General features: G+C 39.1%; 25 protein-coding genes. 23 read left to right on the top strand and 2 right to left on the bottom strand.

All coding sequences use genetic code 11. The features are described 5' to 3' along the window. The first annotated feature begins 1 nt into the window (after position 1). From ACQKIM_RS03580 to ACQKIM_RS03475, 22 genes are all read left to right on the top strand, one after another. A complete protein-coding gene (locus ACQKIM_RS03580) occupies positions 2 to 898 on the top strand; it encodes a sirohydrochlorin chelatase (protein WP_427539162.1) in 897 nt (298 codons plus the stop codon). Further along, the gene (gene cobK, locus ACQKIM_RS03575) at positions 895 to 1,656 is read left to right on the top strand and encodes a precorrin-6A reductase (RefSeq protein ID WP_427539159.1); all 762 of its coding nucleotides are present in this window, start codon (positions 895 to 897) and stop codon (positions 1,654 to 1,656) included. Before ACQKIM_RS03580 ends, cobK begins: the two co-directional genes overlap by 4 nt. Positions 1,657 to 1,668: 12 nt before the next feature. Then, positions 1,669 to 2,328 (top strand): precorrin-8X methylmutase, encoded by a 660-nt coding sequence (locus ACQKIM_RS03570; protein ID WP_427539157.1) that lies wholly within the window; start codon positions 1,669 to 1,671, stop codon positions 2,326 to 2,328. Continuing rightward, on the top strand, positions 2,328 to 3,461 hold the full coding sequence (locus ACQKIM_RS03565; protein WP_427539154.1) for a cobalt-precorrin-5B (C(1))-methyltransferase: 1,134 nt from the start codon (positions 2,328 to 2,330) through the stop codon (positions 3,459 to 3,461). The genes ACQKIM_RS03570 and ACQKIM_RS03565 overlap by 1 nt, the downstream gene beginning before the upstream one ends. Next, a complete protein-coding gene (gene cbiE / locus ACQKIM_RS03560; RefSeq protein WP_427539151.1) occupies positions 3,418 to 4,638 on the top strand; it encodes a precorrin-6y C5,15-methyltransferase (decarboxylating) subunit CbiE in 1,221 nt (406 codons plus the stop codon). The genes ACQKIM_RS03565 and cbiE overlap by 44 nt, the downstream gene beginning before the upstream one ends. Further along, a complete protein-coding gene (cobI, locus tag ACQKIM_RS03555; RefSeq protein ID WP_427539148.1) occupies positions 4,631 to 5,338 on the top strand; it encodes a precorrin-2 C(20)-methyltransferase in 708 nt (235 codons plus the stop codon). The genes cbiE and cobI overlap by 8 nt, the downstream gene beginning before the upstream one ends. Beyond that, the gene (gene cobM / locus ACQKIM_RS03550; protein ID WP_427539145.1) at positions 5,338 to 6,123 is read left to right on the top strand and encodes a precorrin-4 C(11)-methyltransferase; all 786 of its coding nucleotides are present in this window, start codon (positions 5,338 to 5,340) and stop codon (positions 6,121 to 6,123) included. The genes cobI and cobM overlap by 1 nt, the downstream gene beginning before the upstream one ends. Further along, positions 6,116 to 7,237 (top strand): cobalt-precorrin 5A hydrolase, encoded by a 1,122-nt coding sequence (locus ACQKIM_RS03545; RefSeq protein WP_427539142.1) that lies wholly within the window; start codon positions 6,116 to 6,118, stop codon positions 7,235 to 7,237. Before cobM ends, ACQKIM_RS03545 begins: the two co-directional genes overlap by 8 nt. Positions 7,238 to 7,248: 11 nt before the next feature. Then, the gene (locus ACQKIM_RS03540) at positions 7,249 to 8,616 is read left to right on the top strand and encodes a cobyrinate a,c-diamide synthase (protein WP_427539139.1); all 1,368 of its coding nucleotides are present in this window, start codon (positions 7,249 to 7,251) and stop codon (positions 8,614 to 8,616) included. Beyond that, positions 8,609 to 9,247, top strand: a complete 639-nt coding sequence (locus tag ACQKIM_RS03535) for a precorrin-2 dehydrogenase/sirohydrochlorin ferrochelatase family protein (protein ID WP_427539136.1) — start codon at positions 8,609 to 8,611, stop codon at positions 9,245 to 9,247. The genes ACQKIM_RS03540 and ACQKIM_RS03535 overlap by 8 nt, the downstream gene beginning before the upstream one ends. Further along, positions 9,244 to 10,011 (top strand): uroporphyrinogen-III C-methyltransferase, encoded by a 768-nt coding sequence (gene cobA / locus ACQKIM_RS03530; RefSeq protein ID WP_427539133.1) that lies wholly within the window; start codon positions 9,244 to 9,246, stop codon positions 10,009 to 10,011. Before ACQKIM_RS03535 ends, cobA begins: the two co-directional genes overlap by 4 nt. Before the next feature lie 23 nt (positions 10,012 to 10,034). Beyond that, positions 10,035 to 10,595, top strand: coding sequence for a nitroreductase family protein (locus ACQKIM_RS03525; RefSeq protein WP_427539130.1), 561 nt, complete (start codon positions 10,035 to 10,037; stop codon positions 10,593 to 10,595). Positions 10,596 to 10,609: 14 nt separating this feature from the next. Next, positions 10,610 to 11,146 carry a cob(I)yrinic acid a,c-diamide adenosyltransferase gene (locus tag ACQKIM_RS03520; RefSeq protein WP_427539127.1) on the top strand — a complete coding sequence of 179 codons (537 nt, stop codon included), beginning with the start codon at positions 10,610 to 10,612 and terminating at the stop codon, positions 11,144 to 11,146. Between the two features lie 66 nt (positions 11,147 to 11,212). Then, entirely contained in the window at positions 11,213 to 12,712 is a 1,500-nt protein-coding gene (locus ACQKIM_RS03515) for a cobyric acid synthase (protein ID WP_427539124.1), read from the top strand. Further along, positions 12,709 to 13,545, top strand: coding sequence for a class I SAM-dependent methyltransferase (locus tag ACQKIM_RS03510; RefSeq protein ID WP_427539121.1), 837 nt, complete (start codon positions 12,709 to 12,711; stop codon positions 13,543 to 13,545). The genes ACQKIM_RS03515 and ACQKIM_RS03510 overlap by 4 nt, the downstream gene beginning before the upstream one ends. A gap of 95 nt (positions 13,546 to 13,640) precedes the next feature. After that, positions 13,641 to 14,573, top strand: a complete 933-nt coding sequence (gene rnz / locus ACQKIM_RS03505; RefSeq protein WP_427539118.1) for a ribonuclease Z — start codon at positions 13,641 to 13,643, stop codon at positions 14,571 to 14,573. 368 nt (positions 14,574 to 14,941) lie between these two features. Continuing rightward, entirely contained in the window at positions 14,942 to 16,936 is a 1,995-nt protein-coding gene (locus ACQKIM_RS03500) for a methyl-accepting chemotaxis protein (RefSeq protein WP_427539115.1), read from the top strand. Positions 16,937 to 17,025: 89 nt separating this feature from the next. Continuing rightward, entirely contained in the window at positions 17,026 to 17,256 is a 231-nt protein-coding gene (locus tag ACQKIM_RS03495) for an acyl-phosphate glycerol 3-phosphate acyltransferase (protein ID WP_427539112.1), read from the top strand. Positions 17,257 to 17,356: 100 nt separating this feature from the next. After that, entirely contained in the window at positions 17,357 to 18,754 is a 1,398-nt protein-coding gene (locus tag ACQKIM_RS03490; RefSeq protein WP_427539109.1) for a hypothetical protein, read from the top strand. A gap of 116 nt (positions 18,755 to 18,870) precedes the next feature. Beyond that, the gene (cdaS, locus tag ACQKIM_RS03485; protein WP_427539106.1) at positions 18,871 to 19,491 is read left to right on the top strand and encodes a sporulation-specific diadenylate cyclase CdaS; all 621 of its coding nucleotides are present in this window, start codon (positions 18,871 to 18,873) and stop codon (positions 19,489 to 19,491) included. Positions 19,492 to 19,589: 98 nt separating this feature from the next. Beyond that, positions 19,590 to 20,033, top strand: coding sequence for a MarR family winged helix-turn-helix transcriptional regulator (locus ACQKIM_RS03480; protein WP_427539103.1), 444 nt, complete (start codon positions 19,590 to 19,592; stop codon positions 20,031 to 20,033). 54 nt (positions 20,034 to 20,087) lie between these two features. Beyond that, a complete protein-coding gene (locus ACQKIM_RS03475) occupies positions 20,088 to 21,029 on the top strand; it encodes a ring-cleaving dioxygenase (RefSeq protein WP_427539100.1) in 942 nt (313 codons plus the stop codon). A 47-nt stretch (positions 21,030 to 21,076) separates the two neighbouring features. On the opposite strand, the gene ACQKIM_RS03470 is transcribed toward ACQKIM_RS03475, so the two are convergent. Continuing rightward, complete coding sequence (locus ACQKIM_RS03470; RefSeq protein ID WP_427539383.1) at positions 21,077 to 21,322, bottom strand: tyrosine-type recombinase/integrase; 246 nt, start codon at positions 21,320 to 21,322, stop codon at positions 21,077 to 21,079. Positions 21,323 to 21,328: 6 nt separating this feature from the next. Beyond that, positions 21,329 to 21,502 (bottom strand): hypothetical protein, encoded by a 174-nt coding sequence (locus ACQKIM_RS03465; protein ID WP_427539097.1) that lies wholly within the window; start codon positions 21,500 to 21,502, stop codon positions 21,329 to 21,331. A 221-nt stretch (positions 21,503 to 21,723) separates the two neighbouring features. On the opposite strand from ACQKIM_RS03465, the gene ACQKIM_RS03460 reads away from it, so the two are divergent. Then, positions 21,724 to 22,188 (top strand): GNAT family N-acetyltransferase, encoded by a 465-nt coding sequence (locus tag ACQKIM_RS03460; RefSeq protein WP_427539094.1) that lies wholly within the window; start codon positions 21,724 to 21,726, stop codon positions 22,186 to 22,188. The last annotated feature ends 128 nt before the right edge of the window (positions 22,189 to 22,316 follow it).

The following is a 22,316-nucleotide window of genomic DNA, read 5'->3' as shown; positions in this document are numbered from 1 at the left end:
GATGAAAGCAATTTTATTTGTCGGCCATGGGAGCCGTTTAGCAGCAGGAAATGATGAGGTGCGTACATTTATCGAGCAAATGACACCTCGTATTGATGATAGCTTCTTAGTAGAAACGTGTTTCTTGGAGTTTGCTTCTCCAAACATTGAAGAGGGTATAACAAACTGTGTGAAGAAGGGTGCAACAGAGGTGCATGTGATTCCAATTATTCTTCTTCATGCTGGGCATTCAAAGCTACATATTCCAGCAGAAATCGAACATGCGCGTGAGCATTATCCACATATTACATTCACATATGGTCAAACGATAGGTGTCCATGAAGAGATATTTGCTATTTTAGAGGATCGTTTAGCTGAAATCGGCTTCAATGCTACAGAGGAACAACAGGATACAGCTATTTTATTAATTGCACGAGGCGGCAGTGATCCAGCTGCAAATGGTGATTTTTATAAAATCACACGTCTGTTATGGGAAAAATTGCCTGTCAAATATGTTGAAAGTGCCTTTATGGGAGTAACGGACCCTCGTGTCGAAGAGGGAATTGAGCGCTGTGTTAAGCTAGGTGCTAAAAAAATCATTATGCTTCCATACTTTTTATTCACGGGCATCCTGATGGAGCGCATGAATGGTATGTGTAAACAATTTAACGACAAATATCCAGATTGTGATATTCAAATTGCTGACTATTTTGGGTATCATGAACGTTTGCAAAATGTGCTACTAGAGCGTATTGAGCAGGCTGTAAATGGGACATCAACAGGTATGCAGGATTTAGAAAATTATCGAGCTTATGCGGCGGTACATGGTCATGCGCATCATCATCACCATCATGACCACGATCATGATCACGACCATCACGAACATGACCACCACCATGAAGAGGAGTCTGTGAAATGATTTTCATGTTAGCAGGAACGAGTGATGCCAGAAACTTAGCTCTTGAAATACAGTCAGCAGGATATGATGTAACGGCAACAGTCGTTACTGAATCAGCAGCCTCTAGCCTTGCTGAGGTGGGTCTACCTCATTTAGTTGGACGATTAACAGCTGAGGAAATGACGACAATTTTGACAGAACAAGGGTATCGTTTAGTTGTAGATGCCTCTCACCCATTTGCTGAGGAAGCTTCCAAAAATGCCATGGCAGCAGCGGAGCAAGCAAATATACCATATATTCGCTATGAACGAGCACATGAACATTATTCTCATCCCCTTATTACAATAGTAAAAGATTATGAGGAGGCTGCTCACTTAGCGGCAGAAAAACGTGGTGTCATTATGCTAACGACAGGCAGTAAAACGCTTGCGACATTTACTAAGATTTTACAAGGCTTAGAGAATACAAGGGTGATTGCACGTATGCTACCTAGACTCGATAACATGGAAAAATGTGAGGCACTTGGTGTGGCGCAAAGAGATATAGTCGCTATACAGGGACCTTTTTCAAAGGAATTAAACGAAGCGCTTTTTCGTCAATATGATGTGACATTGATGATTACGAAGGAGAGTGGCAAGGTTGGCTCAGTGGATGAAAAGCTAGAGGCAGCACTTGCATGTGGCATTGAAACAATATTAATTGCAAGACCAAATATAAAGTATGGCCAGCAGTATTCTACATTTACGGAAGTACTACAGGCTGTACAACTCACACTTTAGGAGGCAATTCAGATGGATTTTAAAACAGATTTCAAACCATTAACAGTAGACCCAGATAAAATTTACGATTACAGTTTTTCAATTATTGCAGAAGAAATGGGAGAGCATGATTTCTCAGAGGATGAGTGGAAGGTCGTTCGTCGTATCATTCATGCATCTGCTGATTTTGAGCTTGGTCGTAGCGTTATTATTACTCCAGAGGCAATTGAGGCAGGTATCAAGTCAATTCTTGCAGGTCGCCATGTGATAGCTGATGTGCAAATGATTGAAAGTGGCTCAGGCAAAAAACGCTTTCAAAAGCATGGTGGGGATCTACACTGCTATATCGCAGATGAAGACGTATCAGTAGAAGCCAAAAAACAAAACACAACACGTGCTATTATCTCCATGCAAAAAGCTTCTAAATTACATGAAGGTGGTATTTATGCCATTGGTAATGCACCAACGGCATTGCTAGAGTTAATCCGTTTAATTAAAGAGGGCTTAGCAAAGCCAGATCTAATTATCGGTATGCCAGTTGGCTTTGTATCTGCAGCTGAGTCAAAAGAGGAATTATTAAAACTAGAAGGTATTCCGTATATTACGAATGTTGGCCGTAAAGGCGGTAGTACAGTGACGGTTGCCGCTTTGAATGCAATCTCACTTTTAGCGGATGAACAGGCGAAAAAATAATGGAGCGGAAGCCAAAAAAGGATCCCAAAGACATGCGTCACGGTTATACAACGGGAGCCTGTGCAACTGCAGTGGCAAAGGCAGCATTGCTTGCCCTAATTACAAATGAAGAGCAGGAAACAAGTACAATTCATTTGCCAATTGGGCGAGATGCAACCTTTACAATCGAAAATTGTATGTTTGAAAACAATGCGGTAAGCTGTGAAACCATTAAGGATGCTGGGGATGATCCAGATGCTACACATAAAGCACTTATTATTGGCACAGTGAGCTGGGCAGATACACCCGGCATTCATCTTGATGGAGGAATTGGTGTCGGGCGCGTAACGAAGCCCGGCTTACCAGTACCAGTTGGAGAAGCAGCTATTAATCCCGTACCTCGTAAAATGATTCATAGTACCGTACAGGGTGTTCTTGACGATTTTCAAATAAAACGCGGCGTCAACGTTATTATTTCTGTCCCAGAAGGTGAAGAAATTGCGAAAAAGACCTTGAATGGTCGTCTGGGGATTATAGGTGGTATTTCCATTTTAGGCACAAGGGGAACTGTCGTGCCTTTTTCGAGTTCCGCTTATATGGCAAGTATAGTGCAAGCAATCAGCGTTGCTAAGGCAGCTGGCTGTGAACATTTAGTCATCACAACAGGGGGACGCAGTGAAAAGTACGGAATGGCGCAGTACCCTGATTTATCGGAGGAAGCATTTATTGAAATGGGCGATTTTGTTGGTTTTACCTTAAAGCACTGTAAACGCCTTGGCATTAAGCAAGTTTCTCTTGTTGGCATGATGGGGAAATTTTCGAAGGTCGCGCAAGGTGTGATGATGGTGCATTCCAAAAGTGCTCCGATAGATTTTAATTTTTTAGCACAATTGGCTAAGGATATTGGGGCAGACGAGGAAACAATAGCTGCGGTACAGGAGGCCAATACTGCTTCACAGGTAGGCGAAATTATGGCAGAAAAGGGCTATGATGCATTTTTTCATCATTTATGTGAGGCCTGCTGCTATTCCTCACTACACCATATTAAAGGCGGTTTAACGCTTTCCACATCGATTTATTCGATGCAGGGACAATTATTAGGAAGGGCTGATGACATTGCATCAATCAATGAAATTGATTGGGATCGGGGATAACGGACAAGAAAGCTTGTTGCCGCAATATCTACAGTGGATTGAAAACTGTGAGGTACTTATTGGCGGAGAGCGTGTTCTGGAATTTTTCCCGACCTTTAAAGGCGAAAAAATAATGATTAAAGGCGGCCTTTCTGCACTTGTTACTAAATTATCTGAAGAAACAAGAAATACGATAATCCTAGCATCTGGTGATCCATTATTTTATGGAATCGGCAGTTACTTAGCTAAAAAGCTAGATATTGAGGTTTATCCGTATATGAGCTCAGTACAGCTTGCCTTTGCAAAGATGGGGGAAAGCTGGCAGGATGCCTATGTCACAAGTATTCATGGGCGCTCCATGAAGGGCTTAGCACAGCGTATTGATGGCAAAAAGAAAGTTGCACTTCTAACAGATGCGGAAAACAATCCGAATGTACTAGCAAGTTATTTAAAGCATTTTGGCATGACAGAATACCGAGCATTTGTTGCCGAAAATTTACAAGGTACAAATGAAAGATTCGGCTGGTATTCGCTTGATGAATTAGAAGAAGCTGATTTTTCTCCTTTAAATGTCGTTATTCTTCAGCAAATTTCAGAGCCAAAGCGTTATGCACTTGGCATTGATGATGAAGAATTCTCACAGCGTAAGCCAGATAAAGGGCTAATTACAAAAAAGGAAATTAGAGTATTAAGCTTGCAGGCAATGCAGCTTCAAAAGGATAGTATCATCTGGGATGTTGGAACTTGTACAGGTTCAATGGCGATTGAGGCTGGCAAGCTTGCGCCAGAAGGTCAAGTGTTTGCGGTGGAGAAAAATGCTCCAGATTTAGAAAATTGCCTGCAAAATCAGCAAAAGTTCCGTGTTGATATTACAGCTATTCATAGTAAAGCGCCAGCAGGACTTGAAGACTTTCCTGATCCGGATGCCATTTTTATCGGCGGTACAGGAGGAGAAATGGTGGAGCTTTTACAATTGTGCTGCACACGCTTAAAGCAAAATGGACGTATTGTCCTGAATGCTGCAACCATCGAAAATTTATATAAGGCAGTGGAAGCATTTAAGGCATGTGGTTATGCTGTAGACATTTTACAGGCACAGCTTGCACGCAGTAAACCAATCTTAGATATGACACGCTTTGTTCCATTAAATCCTATTTACATTATTTCTGCATATCGAAAGGAAGAAAATCATGAGTAATCTTGGAATTTTATATGGCTTGGGCGTAGGTCCTGGCGACCCAGAATTAATTACAGTGAAGGCATTTCGTGTTATTCAGGAATCACCAGTCATTGCCTATCCAAAAAAGTTAAGAGGCAGTAAAAGCTATGCACATCGAATCGTGGATGTTTATATTAATCCAGAAGAAAAGGATATGCTTGGCCTAGTATTTCCAATGACGAAGGATGAGGCTGTATTAGAGCATGAATGGACAAAATCTGTTGAGCTTGTTTATGAAAAATTGAAAGAAGGCAAAGACGTCGCATTTGTTACAGAGGGAGATCCTCTATTATATAGTACGTTTATTCATATGATGAAGCTGATGCAGGACAAGCACCCAGAGGTTGAAATTCGTACAGTTCCAGGTATTTCTTCATTTAATGGTTCTGCATCACGCTTAGGAATTGCACTAGCGGATGGAGATGACAAAGTTGCCATTATACCTGCCCATGATGACTATAATGCAATGCGTGAGGCCATTGAAAGTCATGATGCAGTTGTGTTTATTAAAGTGGCGAAGGTTATTGATCTAATGCTACAGGTGCTACGAGATTTAGATTTACTTGATAAGGCATCAGTTGTAACAAAGGTAACATCTGACGAGGAAGTTATTTGGGATGTGCGTGAGCTAGACGGTGTCGAGTTAGAATATTTAACATTAATGGTGGTGCGTAAATAATGAAGAAAATCTATATTGTCGGTGCTGGGCCTGGTGATCCAGATTTAATTACAGTGAAGGGCTTACATATGCTACAAACAGCAGACGTGGTGATGTATACAGATTCATTAGTCAATGAGGAGCTAATTGCAAAAGCTAAGCCAGATGCCGAGGTAATTCGTACGGCTGGTATGCATTTAGAGGAAATGGTAGCGGTCATGGTGGATCGTGTTAATGCGGGGAAGGTAGTAGCTCGTATGCATACAGGAGATCCTGCAATGTACGGTGCTATTATGGAGCAGGTAGCTCTATTAAAGAAGGAAGGCATTGGCTATGAGGTGATTCCTGGTGTGAGCTCTGTCTTTGCTTCTGCGGCAGCAATTGGTGCAGAATTAACAATTCCAGATTTAACGCAAACACTTATTTTAACACGTGCTGAAGGGCGTACACCTGTACCAGAATTTGAAAAGCTACGTGATTTAGCGAGTCATCATTGTACAATTGCTCTCTTCCTTAGTGCAACATTAACGAAAAAGATTGTCAAAGAGCTCCAAAGTGCAGGCTGGGCAGATGATACGCCAGTAGCTGTTATTCAACGTGCATCTTGGCCAGACCAAAAAATTGTCCGTACAACATTAGTTGAATTAGATGAAGCGATGCGTGTAAATGGTATTCGTAAACATGCGATGATTTTAGCTGGCTGGGCTTTAGACCCAACTATTCATGATAAGGATCAATATCGTTCGAAATTATATGATGCTACCTTTACGCATGGTTTTAGAAAAGGTGTGAAGACAAGTGATTGAATTACAAGAGGGCGTTTTACCAGAGGTTGATCAACGCAATCCTTATGCTGTTGTAGCCATCACAAAGCATGGTGTTCAAATCGGACGCCGTTTGCAGCATACTTTCGCGGCAAGTGATTTATATTATATGAGTAAATTTGAGCAAGGTGATGAAGCAGAAAAGCATATTCAACTGTTTACAGGTACTGTGCGCTTACTATTGCCAACTCTTTTTAAGCAATATAAAGGTTTAATTTTAATCATTTCACTTGGTGCAGTTGTACGCATGATTGCCCCAATATTAAAAGATAAAAAAACGGACCCAGGTGTTGTTGTCATTGATGATCGTGGTGAAAATGTGATTAGTGTGTTATCTGGACATTTAGGTGGTGCCAATGAACTGACACATGAAGTAGCTGCAGCACTGGGCGCCAATCCAATAATTACAACAGCTTCCGATGTACAAAAAACGATTCCTGTTGATTTATTTGGTGCCCGTTTTGGCTGGGTATGGGATAGTGCAGATAAATTGACACCTGTTAGTGCTTCCGTTGTGAATGAGGAGCATGTCGCTATTGTTCAGGAAGCGGGTGAACGTGATTGGTGGATGCGTGATACACCAATGCCAGAGCAAATTAAAATTTATCCATCCACACAGGCAGCAATAAAGGCTAAGCCACATGCGACTTTGTTAATTACAGATCGTATGATAGAGCCTGAAGAAGAAGTACTGCTTGAAAATGGTGTGATTTATCGACCACAATCGGTAGTGCTAGGTATGGGCTGTAATCGCGGGACATCTCTAGAAGAAATTGAGCAAGTCATTGATGAAACGCTGGCGGAGCTAAAGCTTTCGAAAAAAAGTGTGAAGGCATTATGCACAATCGATTTAAAGAAAGATGAGCTATGCTTTTTGGACATTACCAAGAAATATGATTGGGAATTTATAACCTATTCACCAGCTGAATTAAATGAAATAGATTTCCCATCACCCTCAGAAACAGTTTTTAAATATACAGGAGCTTATGGTGTCAGTGAACCAGCTGCTATGCGTTATGCTAAGGTAGATTCGCTTATTTTAGAAAAGAAAAAATCAGGCAATGCTACAATTTCTGTTGCTAGATTACTATTTTAAGGAGGAAGTCCATGCAAACAAATCGTTTTGTACTGGCTGGTACAGGCAGTGGCGTAGGTAAAACAACTTTCACTATTGGACTGATGAAGGCTCTACAAAATAAGGGAAAAGTTGTGCAGGGCTTTAAATGTGGTCCTGATTATATAGATCCAACCTACCACACAGCTGTAACGGGGAGAGTATCACGAAATATTGATAGCTGGATGTTTTCACAGGAGGCTGTACGAGATATTGTTGCGCGTGCAAGCATGGATGCAGATGTTGCCATTATTGAAGGCGTTATGGGCTTCTATGATGGTAAAAGTCCTTTATCTGATGAAGGCTCTGCTGCAGACATCAGTGTTGTCACAGAAAGTCCTGTCATTTTAATTGTTAATTGTGCAAGCATGGCTCGAAGTGTTGCAGCAGTTGTAAAGGGCTTCCAATTGCTATCTGATAAGCCGAATATAGTTGGTGTGATTGCGAATCAGGTTGGCAGTGTCGGTCATTATGAAATTGCGAAGGCTGCGATTGAACAGGAATGTGGTATCCCTGTTATTGGATACTTAAAGCGTGAGAAAGGAATTGATATCCCTAGTCGCCATTTAGGACTAGTGCCTGCAATTGAGCGTGGAGAACTGGATTCATTTTATGAGAAGCTAGGTTCATTAATGGCAGAGACAATAGATCTAGACCAATTAATGAACTTAACAAAGGCTCCTGTTTTACAAGAAGCAGGGCAGCTATTTGCGGAAGAACCATCGCAAAATATTTGTATTGCTGTTGCAAAGGATGCAGCATTTAACTTTTATTATGAAGAAAACTTAGCGCTACTACGTGCAAAGGGAGCAACACTACAATTTTTCTCACCGCTTGCCAATGAAGCTGTGCCTGCTGAGGCTGACGGGCTTTATATTGGTGGGGGCTTCCCAGAGGAATTTGCGGAAGCACTAGCTAACAATGTAGAGGCCAAAAATTCTATTCGTGAAGCAATTGCCAAAGGCTTACCAACATTAGCGGAGTGTGGGGGCTTTATGTATCTGACAGAGGCCATTTCAAATAAAGATGGTATGCGTTTTGATATGGCAGGTGTTATTCCTGGTGAAGTTGCGATGCAAACAAAGCTAGCAGCTCTTGGCTACCGTGAAATTTTTGGCACTCAAAATAATTTCTTAATAGGTACAGATGAAGAGGCTAAAGGACATGAATTCCACTATTCAACGTATAGCGGCTCACATAATACGCCTGCCTATCAAACAAAAGGGCGTTTTGGGAAAAAGCAAGAGGGCTATCAAGAAGGAAATCTAGTAGCTGGCTATACACATTTTCATTTTGTATCAAACCCAAAGCTTGTTGACAACTGGCTATCAGCTTGTAAGAAGGTGAAAAATCATGACTAATTATTTTCCAATCCATATTAATATTGAATACAAAACTGTAGTGATTGTTGGAGGCGGGCATGTGGCAACGCAGAAGGTAGCATCATTGCTTCCAGCTAAAGCAAATATCGTTGTAGTTAGTCCAACTCTAGACGACTCATTGCTGCCACTGGTGGAAGCAGGGCAAATTACATGGCGTGAAAAAGAATTTGAACCTCGTGATTTAGATAATGCATCACTGATTATTGCTGCGACAAATGATACATCAGTAAATGAGGCCGTACAAGAAGCTGCTCAGCATTGGCAGCTTATCAATCGTGCGGATGCGCAAGCTGAGAGTGATTTTATCACACCGGCAACTGTACGTCGTGGTCCCTTAGTGCTTACAGTATCAACGTCAGGTGCTAGTCCAGCATTAGCAAGAAAAATCAAAGCCGATCTCGAAGAACAATTTGATGAGATATATGATGACTACGTATGCTTTTTACAACAGGCACGATTGATGATTGCTGCAAAGTTTGAAAAAGGTCAGCAAAGACGTGCCGCGTTACAAGCATTACTAGAACCAAACTTACTTGAATGGACACGTCGAGGTGAGATTGATAGACGTGAAGCCTACTTACAACAATTATTGATGGGAGAAGTGCAATGAAGGATGGAATGGTTTATTTAGTGGGAGCTGGACCAGGAGACCCCAAGCTTATTACAGTGTATGGGCTTGAATGTATTCAGAAGGCAGATGTTATTGCCTATGATCGTCTTGTGAATCCTAAATTGCTAGAATTTGCAAAAAAGGATGTAGAGCTTGTGTACTGTGGTAAATTACCTGGCAAGCATCACCTTATTCAAGACGAGATTCATGCATTACTAGTTGAAAAAGCGCAGGAGGGCAAAATTGTCACACGATTAAAGGGAGGAGATCCATTTGTTTTTGGTCGTGGTGCTGAGGAAGCCGAGATATTAAAAAATCATGGGATTGCCTATGAAATCGTACCTGGAATAACTGCTGGAATTGCTGCTCCAGCATATGCAGGTATTCCTGTTACACATCGAGACTTTGCAACAAGCTTTGCGCTCGTAACAGGTCATGGTCGTGAAGAAAAGGGGCAAGACTTTTTAAACTGGTCTGCACTGGCAACAGGCATTGATACAGTTGCCTTTTATATGAGTGTTGGCCATATTGCCTATATTTCTAGAAAGTTAATTGAGCATGGTCGTAAGGCATCTACCCCAGTTGCTGTGATTGAATGGGGCACAACAGATCAGCAGCGTACCATTACAGGCAAGCTAGATGAAATTGCTAGCATTATTGAACGAGAGGGCTATCATAACCCTTCTATGATTATTGTTGGTGATGTCGTCAATGTTCGAGAAAAAATTCAATGGTTTGAAGAGCAGGGACTTGCTTTTTCGTAAAAGATTCAAATGGAGGGAACAGCATGACTGTAATAGAGGCATTAAAAAATCGCCGAGCGATTCGTAATTATACAACAGAGCCTGTTGAGAAAGAGAAAATTGAGCAAATTTTACAAGCGGCTACTTATGCACCAAATGACCGTATGCGTGAGCCCTGGCATTTTTATATCATCCAAGATGAGGCAATGAAACGTTATGAGGAAATGGCAAATGCTTATTTACAGGAACGTTTTCCAACTAAGCCTAATTTGGTAGAAAGTTCATTGAAAGTTGTGCAAACGACACCTGTAGCCATTGTGGTAACAGCAGATATTGTGGAAGATGATGCTGATGCAACAGAAGATAACGTCTTTGCTGTTTGTAGTGCGATTATGTCCATGTGGCTTGCAGCAGAGGAGCTAGGGCTTGGCTTTGTATGGCGTACACGTGGCGTAGGGCTAGTTCATGATGAAAGAATGCATACCTTTATTGGAGCAAGTCAATCGCAAAAAGTAGTAGGTACTATTTTTATAGGCTATCCAGAGGAGCAGGAGCTTAAAGACAAGAAGCGTACCCCGTTTGAAGAAAAAACAACATGGCTTTAAGGGAGGCTTAAAAAATGGCTAGAAAAGGCTTGTTTTTAGTTTATACAGGTGAGGGGAAGGGCAAAACAACTGCCTCACTTGGCGTCACATTACGCGCAGTTGGAAGAGGCCTGAATGTTCGTTATATGCAATTTATTAAATCACCAGAGCGTACATATGGAGAGCAAATTGCACTAAGAAAGCTTGGCGTGGAAATGGAGCAGATGGGAATTGGCTTTACTTGGACCAAAACGCCAGAAGAGCATCGCGCTGCATTAGCAAAGGCTTGGAAAAAAACAAAAGCAGCTCTGCAAGACGACATGATTGATTTACTCGTTTTAGATGAACTGAACAATGCGCTGGCAATCACAAAGTTTCCAATTGATGATGTGCTACCCTTAGCAGAAGTTATTGAAGCCATACAACAGCGTCCTTCTACCATGCATTTAGTCGTAACAGGACGCAGTGCAAATCCAGCACTTATTGCCATGGCAGATTTGGTGTCAACAATTGAGGCGACAAAACATTATTATGATGAGGGAATTCCAGCTGTCAAAGGTCTTGAATTTTAAGCATATAGAAAGCAGCAGAAATCTGTGTAAAAACCAGCTTCAATTATTAAGATGGAGGAAAAGATGATGCCAGCAAAATCAATCATGATTCAAGGAACAGCTTCAGATGTAGGAAAAAGTATGATTTGTACTGCGCTATGCCGTATTTTCTCAGATGATGGTCTAAAGGTAGTACCGTTTAAATCACAAAATATGGCGCTTAATTCATTTGTGACGCAAGAGGGCGGCGAAATTGGTCGTGCACAAGGAGTACAGGCGGAGGCTGCACGTGTTGTGGCTACGACTGATATGAATCCTATACTGCTAAAACCGAAGCAGGATATGGTATCTGAAGTCATTGTGCATGGTAAGCATTTTTTAAATATGGACGCCAAAAGCTACCGCAATCAATTTGTTCAGGAAGCAATGCCCATTGTAGAAAAATCTGTACGAACTTTGCAAAATACATATGATGTCATTGTACTTGAAGGAGCGGGCAGTCCTGCAGAAATCAATTTAAAAGATCGTGATATTGCAAATATGCGAATGGCCCATTTAGCAGATGCAGCAGTTGTGCTAGTTGCAGATATTGATCGAGGTGGCGTCTTTGCCTCTATTGTAGGGACACTCGCATTGCTTGATGAGTCAGAGCGCGCACGTGTGAAGGGGCTCATCATTAATAAATTTAGAGGCTTGCGAGAATTACTCGATGATGGTATTGAATGGGTAGAACGTGAAACAGGCATTCCTGTATTGGGTGTTGTGCCATATGTCGATGTCAATATTGAAGCGGAGGATTCACTCGCATTATCTGCTCTGCGCTTTAAAAAGCCTAAACCTGGAGAGTTCGCCATTGATGTAGCCATGATTCGTTTGCCGCGTATTTCAAATTTTACAGATGTAGATCCATTTTTTGATGAGCCAGAGGTCGGTGTTCGTTTAATTGGTAACGTTCAAGAGCTAGGTACGCCTGATTTACTGATACTACCTGGAACAAAAAATACGATGGATGATTTAGTTTGGTTAAAGGAACAGGGCTTCGACCAAGCAATCGCTAACTTACGCCAGCAAGGAACAAAAATTATTGGCATATGTGGTGGCTTTCAAATGCTTGGCGAAACATTATTAGATCCAGAGGCTGTAGAAGGAAGCGGAGATTCAGCGCTGGGGCTAGCATTATTGCCAATGGAAACAGTTTTCGTTGGAGATAAAAAAACGGTGCAAATGACCGGAACAAGAGGTCAGGATACATTTTCTGGCTATGAGATTCATCTTGGACGAACAAGGATTTTACGTGATGAAGTGTCACCATTTTTACAATTAGCTGATGGGCGGGTAGATGGTGCAGTAAGTGCTGATGAGCAAGTAATAGGTACGTATTTTCACGGCCTATTCCATAACCGTCACTTTACACGACAGCTTATCAATGATTTGCGTATAAAAAAAGGGCTACCTGCTTTAGCAAGTGATGTTAAAAGTGATGCAGAGCGTCGGGAAGATGCCTATAATATGCTCGCTAAGCATGTTCGTGCGAATCTCGATATAAATAAAATATACGAAATCATGAATATAGAGGTATCTGTATGACAAGAAAAGGACCGTTAGCCATTGATTATGAGGCATTATGGCAGGAAGGTATGAAGGATTGGCATGGACAAATGCCTGAAAGAATGGTCGATGATCAGCTGGAAGAGCAATTCTGGGTACAGTCCATTGCACGTAAAAAAATAGGAAAGACAGATCCCTATGCTGCAAAGATTTTTCAAGAAATAAAAAAGCGTATTCAACCAGAGAACTCTGTATTAGAAATTGGTCCCGGCTGGGGCAATTATACATTTCCAATTGCTGATTATGTGCAAAGGGTAACGTGTGTTGATAGCTCAGCCAGTATTCTTCGCTATCTTCAGAATTGTATGCAGGACAAACAGCACGTTTCTTATATCCATACAAAATGGGAAAGTCTTGCGGAAGATGAGGTAGAGGCTCACGATATTGTGATTGGCGTCAATTGTTTTTATCGAATGTATGAAATTAAATCGGCACTTCATCATATGAATCGTCTCGCTAAAAAGAGAGCAATTATTGGAATGACAACAGGGCCAATTCAACCGCATTATGATATTTTGCATGAAAAATTTGGCTATGAAATTAAGTTTCCACGAAGAGATTATATAGAATTTTTAAATTTACTTTATGAAATGGATATATATGCTGAGTGTAACATCATCCCATTAGAGCGTGTTTATGAATATGAAAGCTATGAGCAGCTTGTCACAACTCAAAGTAAAAAAATATTAAATACTACGTTTAATAGAGCACATGTTGAGGAATCGCTCAAGCCCTTTATTGAGGAGAAGAACGGACGTTATTATTATCGCCATGATTTTCATGCGGCACTTGTATCATGGGAGCCGAAATAATTATCAAACCTTTGGAAAGCTTGTTACCAAAGGTTTTTCTTATTGTTCACAATAATGTACAATAAAGTGATAGACATAGAAGTGAGGTGGCATATGTGCAACTACATTTTTTAGGAACAGGCGCAGGAATGCCTTCAAAGGAACGAAATACAAGCGCCCTGATGGTTAAACTTTTGGATGAGATAGGAGAAATGTGGCTGTTTGATTGTGGGGAGGCGACCCAGCATCAAATTTTGCATACTCCTCTAAAACCACGTAAAGTTACGAAAATTTTTATTACACATTTACATGGTGATCATATTTTCGGTTTACCAGGTTTTCTAAGCTCTCGATCATTTCAGGGCGGGGATGAGCCATTAACAATATTTGGACCAAAAGGTTTACAGCAATGGGTTGAGCAAACCTTTGCCTTATCAAAAACTCATTTAACGTATGCCATACAGTTTATTGAAGTTCATGAGGGTGTAATTTATGAGGATGCACATTTTAAGGTAATTGCAGGAGAACTTCAACATGTTGTTCCATGCTTTGGCTATCGGATTGAGCAAAAAGATTTGCCGGGTGAACTGTTAATGGATAAAGTGCAGGCTTTTGGTGTTCCCAAAGGTCCTTTACTAGGACAATTAAAAGGTGGAAAAGATGTAGAGCTTGACGATGGCACAATTATTCATGCGAAGGATGTTGTTTCACCACCCAAAAAAGGCTTTACACTGACTATTTTAGGCGATACAAAATACTGTCAGGAGTCAGTGTTATTAGCAAATAAAGCCGATATTATTATTCATGAAGCTACGTTTGATGGCACTACATCGGGTCTAGCAGCCAGCTATGGACATTCTACAAATGTTGAGGCAGCAATGGTCGCACAACAGGCAACTGCAAAATTTTTACTATTAAACCATTTAAGTGCACGTTTTATGCTGCATGATTTACCAATTTTTTTAGCAGAAGCACAGGAAATTTTTCCTCAAACTGCTCTTACATCTGATCAGGAAGTGTTTACCTGGTATAACAATAAATTATTTTAATATAATATAAAAATGACAAGCACCTTTTGAATGAAGTTTCATTTAAAGGTGCTTTTTAATATACATAGTTTCAAATATAGGTAAAAATTCATACCTAATATCTTTGTTAAATTACTTCCAAAAGCTCAGAAATAACAATCTGATAGAATTTATCACTTTAATATTACTTAGCTTTGTTTATAAAATAGCCCAAACTATTTAGATTTTTTCATGGCTGAAAAATTGGACTATTTATTACAAAATTGTGACAATTTATTTTCCCTAGAAAATTATTATTCTAGATTTAATAAAAAATTAATGAAACCGCTTGAATTGATATTGTATGATGAAATGGAAATAATCGTATGTTTTTGGGGGGATTTATGGATATGCGGAAATCTATGAAATGGAAAATGCTACTAGAAATTATGGGTATTGTTGTAGTAATAATTGGTGCTTTTTCTATTTATATTTATCAGGCAACATACAAAAGTGTAAAAAACAATGGGGAGGCGCTTGCAAGCTCTATCGTTATGGGAATTGAGGGTGCTATTCAATCAAGAGAAAAGGCAGAAGAAATCATGGAAAAGGAAATGATTGCTGAGTCAGTCATGGCCTCTTATATTATTGATCAGGGCGCTACATATGAGGATTTAAAGGCTATTGCTGAGCGTGGAGGTATTGATGAAATATGGAGTACGGATGATAAAGGAAACACAACTGTTACTTCTGTAGCACCAACAGTTGACTTTAACTTCGGCTCTGATCCAAACGGACAGGCAGCAGAATACATGCAGCTTTTAGATGGTCGTGCAAATGAAATTGTACAAAAGGCGCAAGTTCGTGATGTGGACGATGAATTTTTTAAATTTGTTGGTGTAAGTAGTTGGAATCCAGCAACTCCACAGATTGTGCAAGTTGCACGGCATGGACAGCAATTATTAGATTTAGAGGCTAGTATTGGAAGTGAGTATTATATAAACCAGCTAAATAAATATTTATCCTCAACTGTTCTATTTGCAGCTATCGTGAATGACAAAGGTGAGACAATAACAGCCACGGCAGATAAAAATCTTGAATCCATTGGCTTTTCACCCGCACAATTTTCATCATCAGATGCAGCTGAATTTTCAGGCAAATATGATGGTACTCGTGTTACACAATATGTGAAGCCTCTTTCAAATGGCACTTATCTAGCTGTTGTTGTTTCTAATGTAGTACTTTCACATATTTTAATGGGGACAATTGTTGCTTCACTTATCGTTGTATGTGTTATTTTCTTAACAACAGGTATATCAATTTCAAGGCAGGTTACTCGAATTTTAAGTGTTCGTAACTCATTAGAAGAAATTAGCAAGGGTGAGGCCGATTTAACCAAACGTATCAACGTCAAAGCTAAAGATGAGATAGGTCAGTTAGTAGCATCGTGTAACGGTATGATGGAAAATTTCCAACTGATTATGAGTGACTTAAAGCAGGAGGCTAGCCAAATTAAAGAGGCTACATACATAATTCAAGAGAATGCTTATCAGACACTTAATTCATCTGAAACGATACAGGAAGAATCTAGTCAGGTTGCTCAAGCCTCGTTTCATCAGCAAAAAAATACGGAAGATAGTGCCCACTCTATGGAGGAATTGGCACGTAGTATTCAGCATATTTCAGAATCAATCACTGAAATATCTACGATTTCCCGTAATACGGAAGAAAATGCGAGTAACGGCTTGCAAATAATGAATAATCTCCAAAATCAATTAGTTCAAATTCATGATAAAACAAATCTTTCCGTTGAGAGTACGCATGAATTAGAAAAATTATCAGGCATGATTGGTGAATTTACAAATGTTATTACTGGCATTTCAGACCAAACAAACTTATTGGCACTAAATGCATCTATTGAGGCGGCACGTGCTGGAGATGCAGGTAAAGGATTTGCGGTAGTGGCAGAAGAGGTACGCAAATTGGCTGAGGATTCAAAAGTAGCGGCTGATCGAATATCTGAAGTCGTGATAAATGTTCAAAGGGAGACAGCAAATATTGTATCTGTTATCCATTCAACTGCAGAGGTTTTACAGGCTGGTCGTGACATTGTCCATGAAGTACAGCATTCTTTTGAGGGCATTACGAATGATGTACAAGTATTAGCGGAACAGGTAGATTTAGTGTCTAGTTCTACTGAGGAAATTGCAGCAAGTACAGAGGAAGTGACGGCTACGATGGAAGATGTTTCATTACTTGCAAAACAGACTTCTGAAAGTGTTGATGCAGTTGCTCAAAAGGCAAAAGTTCAAACTACGAGCATGAATGAAATGACAACAATTATTGATATGCTAAATACAACAGCAGAGAATCTACAACATTCAGCAGGAAGATATAAGGTTTAAAATAGCTGACAAACAATTGGTTTAAATAAGAAATATAGTGAAGTTAATAGATGATTTTCGTATAATGGAGTGAAAGGGGAGTGGTTTATATGAATCAGCAAAAAATGCCACCAGCACTTTTACGATTAATCGTTATTTTTCCAAATGTGCTGAGCTATTTATTACTAATTGGCCTTATCATTTTTGTTATTACAAATTATGAAACATTAAAAACTACGGATAATTTAACAGTTTGGCTTATTTTTATTGTAGTACTTGCACCTGCTGCAGCCTACACAACCTTTAGTATTGTAAAGAAAATTCGTGCTGGACATATGTAAATGCAATCACGTGTCATCGTTTAATTGGCGAACGACACGTGATTTTTCATTTGCTATACTAGTAAATGAAAAAACTTAGAATATTATTGGTGGAGGTCAAATGAAAAAATATAGTCTAGCGCTGCTCATTCTTGTTGTCTTCTTTATTATCCCACCCAAATCCAATGCGCAAGTTAACTGGGATGGAGCAGAAATCGTAAAGGGACAAACAGGAAAAATGACATTTTCAAAGGATGTTAAAGTCTATAAGAAAAATTCTAATGGTACATACACCTCTATGACAGTTAAACGAAATAATTTTTTCCGCGTCTATAATATAGAGAAATATGACCAAAAAACGTTTTATTGGATGAGCTCAGGCTACCGCGTACAAGCTACAGATTTAGTCATTTTTAAGGAAGTGCCTACAGAAATTCGCTCTTCCTTTTATAACAATCCCGCTTATATTGTGAGTAATCGTCAAGGAACAAAAGCCTATTTTGAAGAAAAATACCCAATGATAGATTTAGCATATGGGCAGCATTTATTGAGCGAGCATGTACCAGGAAATTATTCTGCAGAGGTTTATTTTGACAAGGGGAAATTAAATTATGTTTATAGTTTGGAAGAAGGAAATATAGTTAGTGGTAATGTTGATGGTACTGATATTAGAATTGTAGAAACAACGACAAGAGATAAAGGCTATTATGCAGTAACAACAGATACACAATTGCTAATGGGTCCAATGAATGGAGCTAGAACAATCGAATGGAATCCACCGTCTACATTAAATGATGTTAATTCCCTGAATAAAATGTTTGCTTATCCAAAGGGTTCTGCTATTCAATCTTTAGGGATAGAGGTCAACGGTTACCTTAGGGTACAATTCATGACAGGGGAAAGAGGCTATATGCCAGCAAATCTATTGAAGCCTGTGAATAATCAAGGCAAACGTTATATCCGCTACGGTGTTATTGCTAAAGGTATAGATCATTCTCAACAGGTAGAGCTGAAACGATTTGATGAAGTATCGTTCTATACAGAAAATGAATATATCGCATTAATCGCGGTTAATGGAAAAATGTATACCGTTCCTAAAAATGTGCTAGCTATAAAAATGCCAAATGAATCTCCAGTGATTACGTCCTTTTTACCAAATGATAGGCTACAAAAGCTAGAATATCAGAATATTGCAGGAAAAAGAGTCTACAAAAGAACAGCCGATTATTACTTTAAGGCTGAGGATTATTACTACATTACGTACCAGGAAACTGACCAAGCCTTTAATTTTGAAATGGATGGTGTCAAATACTCTTTTACAAAGCCTTTAAAGGAAGGGGCAATCATTACTCGCTTAAGCGGAACGGCTCAAGATCAAGGATATGTACGTGCCATTCATTACTCGCTCACGACCCCAGAAGGAATGTTTGAAAATGTAGTTGAAACATCCTTTGACCAGTTTTTTGCACCAGGCTATGGATTACTAGCAAATACTAGTGATCGACTGATAGCTTTTTAAGCTGAATCAAGGTAGTTTTTTGTTTAACAAGAAACTGCCTTTTCTTTGTTATTAGCGAATAAAAACAACCTATCTAGAGAAACTAAAAAAGATATTTGAAAGTGAGGTATGTTTATATGAATCCAATAAATTGTGATCTTTCACCAATGAAACAAACGTTAAAAGATGAGCTTTTGCAGGTCATCGTTACATTACAGCAAAGTGTAGAAGCCATGGATATAGATACAAATTGTCTGCTTGGGAATTTTGAAAAGATTAAAGAGAAATTTATTACGATTGAAATGAAAGCAGCAACGTTTTATTTAAATTGCTATCTTTCTCCGTTTACTGAAAAATATCCGGAGCTTTCACATTGTGTTCAGAATATGTCTATGCGAAGACATGGAGGATTAATTGTTATTGAACGAGAAGACTCCTTAAAATCACTTATACAGCCCGGGGTTCATATAGGGGCCGAGTTAACCCATTCTTTATTAGAAACTATTTTCTTTCCAGGAAACCCTCTACATGATGGCGCTGTTTTAGTAAACCAAAATCTAATTGAATCGGCGGCAAATGTCTTACCACTATCAGAACGTTATATGGGGGAGAAGAAATTAGGAACAAGGCATCGAGCAGCATTAGGATTAAGTGAAGTAAGTGATGCATTAATTATGGTGGTATCTGAAGAAACGGGAAGGATTTCATTTGCTTTTAAAGGTAATTTATATCCGATTACCACACATGGCATTATATAGTGTGAGCTTCACACTGAATTTTATCTTGAATTCGAGATATTTTTCTTGCTTGTTTATCACTTGCGTGGTAAAGTGATGATTGAAAGGAGGATGAAGCGATGCGAAAACATACACTTGGGTCACTGACTTGGATTAGAATGATGCGCTTTACAACACAAAGTAATCAGCTATCTAATGAATTTTTAAAGAGATTTGATTTAACAACTGCTCAGTTCGATGTTCTTATTCAAATCAAGACTTATGCACCGATTACACAATCACAATTGGCAGAGAAAGTAACCGTCACGCAAGGCGGGATGTCTCGAATGCTTGCGAGACTTGAAAAAGAAGGACTTATTGAACGCAAGCAAAATTGGAAAACGAAAACAATTTCATTAACTGCAAAAGGCGAGCAATTGATTGATGCTGCGACACCAAGTCAGCTACACTTTCAATCCTCATTTTTTGAAGAGGTATTAACAGAAGAAGAAATGAAATCTTTATATACACTTATGTCTAAGCTTGAAAAGTATAGTCGTGAAAAAAAATTACCGCCGCTGTGATTTTTTTTAGATTATCACTTGCTTAGTCAAGTGAAAACGAGGAGGAAATGAATCATGAACAAATTAAGTGGACACCACCATATATCCATGCTAACGAAAAATGGCAAAAGCAATAATAATTTCTATACAAAAATTCTAGGTTTACGTCGAGTGAAAAAGACAGTGAATCAGGATTCGCCATCGATGTATCACTTATTTTATGGAGATTTAACAGGAGCAGCAGGTACTGAATTAACATTTTTTGAGATGCCTGTCGCAGGACGTACAGTTCGAGGCACAAATGCCATTACTCGCATTGGCCTACTTGTGCCAAGCTATGCTAGTTTGCAATATTGGCAAGAACGTTTTCAACAGTTAGAGGTCAAACACAGTGATATTGCAACCTATGCAGGAAAAGATGCATTGTTTTTTGAAGATCATGAAGGCTTACGGATGGTGCTTTTAAACCATCATGGTCACGAAACACCAGCCCATTGGCAGACTTGGGATGGCACTGAAATTCCTGAAGAGCATCGTATTCTAGGAATGGGCACAGTGGAAATAACAGTTCGTTACTTACAAAGAACGGTGGATTTATTAAAGAATTTATTTGGTTATACAGTTATTACAGAAGATGAAAAAGAGGTAGTGCTGCAATCCATTGCAGGTGAAGTACTAGGCGAAATTATTGTCAAGGAATTAGAAGGACCAAGTGAAAAACCAGGACGAGGTAGCATTCATCACCTTGCATTACGTGTGGAGACAGTCGAAGAATTACAGGAATGGGATGTCAAAATTAAGGAGCGAGGCTTTGATAGTACGGGTGTTGTGGATCGTTATTATTTCCAAAGTCTTTACTTTAGAGATCGCAATGGTATTTTATTTGAAATGGCTACAGACGGTCCAGGATTTACAGTTGATTCAGCAGTAGAGGATCTTGGCAAGGAGCTTGATCTTCCACCATTTTTAGAAGAAAAACGCGCAGAAATTGAAGCTATTCTAGAACCATTCGAATAATAATGTCTTTGATAATGCCTATATATAGCGGTTTAAGTAGGGGTTAGTTATGAACTAGCCCCACTTTTAGCCCCATTTTCAATCACACGGTCAAATATATCGATAATTTTATCTTCCTTTTCTCTCAATACATGCCCGTATGTTGTATGGATTATTTCAGGTGTATTCCCTAATCGTTCGGCAATGGCTTTCACAGGAATATCATTATTCATCAAAATTGTAGCGTGTGTGTGCCTTAATCCGTGTATAGTGGTAGCTGGCAATCCAGCTGCTGCTACAATACGGTTGAAAATGGCATTTCATCCTGTAGAAACAAAAGGTTCTGCAGTGTTTGGCGATATAAAAATAAAAGAACTATCTTTCGAAATATCGTCTTGTAATTTCCGACCATGCGACAGTAACAGTGCTTTAACAGCTGTTCGATAACTCTTTAACTGCTGTAAAACAACAGCGTCTATTTTTATGGATGCCAACTGGAATGTATCAACCACATATAGAGGAGTATGTTAAAGACGGCATTATTCAGGAATAACATTTAAAAGATTTACAGAATGGTACAATGACCACTGATCGTTTAATTGGTCTGTATATTACAATTCAACAATGAAGTAGTAAATAAATGAAGTGAGAGCAATTATTATTAAGAAATTTTAAAAAATGCTAAGATTGAAAAATAGAGTGGGAGGAAAATAAATTGATTACATTAAAAAATATGAACCAAGAAGAGTTCAAACAATATATCAGTTTCGCAGTAGAAGATTATGCAAAAGACAAAATCGCTTCTGGAAACTGGAGTGAAGATGAAGCAATTGATTTGTCGAAGAAATCATTTGATCAACTGCTACCAAAAGATGAGAAAACCGAGAATAATCATTTATTCTCTATCTTTAACAATGATATTTTAGTTGGAATGATTTGGATTGCACAAAAAGGTCCTACAAAACCTAATGAAGGTTTTATTTATGATTTTCTGATTTTTGAACAATATCAAGGACAGGGTTATGCTAAGAAAGCAATGAAAGAAATTGAAACTATTGCTAAAGAGTTAGGTATAAATAAAATTGGTTTAAACGTTTTTGGTCATAACAAAATTGCACGTGGCTTATATGAAAAAATGGGTTATGAAATTACGAATATAACAATGGCTAAAACAATTTAATATTATACCAGAAGAGCCCAGGTAATTTAATTTTGAGCTTGAGCTTTTTTCTTACCAAATCATTCTACATAATGTTTCAACATTATTGATGGACAACTTAATACTCCACACTTAAAGGATTTACAGAA

The sequence above is a fragment of the Lysinibacillus sp. NPDC047702 genome (genome assembly GCF_050272555.1).
Classification (GTDB): domain Bacteria; phylum Bacillota; class Bacilli; order Bacillales_A; family Planococcaceae; genus Lysinibacillus.
This window is presented reverse-complemented; position numbering and strand designations above follow the sequence as displayed.

Bases quoted from the DNA above. Each gene is read 5' to 3' on its own strand.
- ACQKIM_RS03580 (WP_427539162.1), top strand. From the start codon at position 2: ATGAAAGCAATTTTATTTGTCGGCCATGGGAGCCGTTTAGCAGCAGGA.
- cobK (WP_427539159.1), top strand. From the start codon at position 895: ATGATTTTCATGTTAGCAGGAACGAGTGATGCCAGAAACTTAGCTCTT.
- ACQKIM_RS03570 (WP_427539157.1), top strand. From the start codon at position 1,669: ATGGATTTTAAAACAGATTTCAAACCATTAACAGTAGACCCAGATAAA.
- ACQKIM_RS03565 (WP_427539154.1), top strand. From the start codon at position 2,328: ATGGAGCGGAAGCCAAAAAAGGATCCCAAAGACATGCGTCACGGTTAT.
- cbiE (WP_427539151.1), top strand. From the start codon at position 3,418: ATGACATTGCATCAATCAATGAAATTGATTGGGATCGGGGATAACGGA.
- cobI (WP_427539148.1), top strand. From the start codon at position 4,631: ATGAGTAATCTTGGAATTTTATATGGCTTGGGCGTAGGTCCTGGCGAC.
- cobM (WP_427539145.1), top strand. From the start codon at position 5,338: ATGAAGAAAATCTATATTGTCGGTGCTGGGCCTGGTGATCCAGATTTA.
- ACQKIM_RS03540 (WP_427539139.1), top strand. From the start codon at position 7,249: ATGCAAACAAATCGTTTTGTACTGGCTGGTACAGGCAGTGGCGTAGGT.
- ACQKIM_RS03535 (WP_427539136.1), top strand. From the start codon at position 8,609: ATGACTAATTATTTTCCAATCCATATTAATATTGAATACAAAACTGTA.
- cobA (WP_427539133.1), top strand. From the start codon at position 9,244: ATGAAGGATGGAATGGTTTATTTAGTGGGAGCTGGACCAGGAGACCCC.
- ACQKIM_RS03525 (WP_427539130.1), top strand. From the start codon at position 10,035: ATGACTGTAATAGAGGCATTAAAAAATCGCCGAGCGATTCGTAATTAT.
- ACQKIM_RS03520 (WP_427539127.1), top strand. From the start codon at position 10,610: ATGGCTAGAAAAGGCTTGTTTTTAGTTTATACAGGTGAGGGGAAGGGC.
- ACQKIM_RS03515 (WP_427539124.1), top strand. From the start codon at position 11,213: ATGCCAGCAAAATCAATCATGATTCAAGGAACAGCTTCAGATGTAGGA.
- ACQKIM_RS03510 (WP_427539121.1), top strand. From the start codon at position 12,709: ATGACAAGAAAAGGACCGTTAGCCATTGATTATGAGGCATTATGGCAG.
- ACQKIM_RS03500 (WP_427539115.1), top strand. From the start codon at position 14,942: ATGCGGAAATCTATGAAATGGAAAATGCTACTAGAAATTATGGGTATT.
- ACQKIM_RS03495 (WP_427539112.1), top strand. From the start codon at position 17,026: ATGAATCAGCAAAAAATGCCACCAGCACTTTTACGATTAATCGTTATT.
- ACQKIM_RS03490 (WP_427539109.1), top strand. From the start codon at position 17,357: ATGAAAAAATATAGTCTAGCGCTGCTCATTCTTGTTGTCTTCTTTATT.
- cdaS (WP_427539106.1), top strand. From the start codon at position 18,871: ATGAATCCAATAAATTGTGATCTTTCACCAATGAAACAAACGTTAAAA.
- ACQKIM_RS03480 (WP_427539103.1), top strand. From the start codon at position 19,590: ATGCGAAAACATACACTTGGGTCACTGACTTGGATTAGAATGATGCGC.
- ACQKIM_RS03475 (WP_427539100.1), top strand. From the start codon at position 20,088: ATGAACAAATTAAGTGGACACCACCATATATCCATGCTAACGAAAAAT.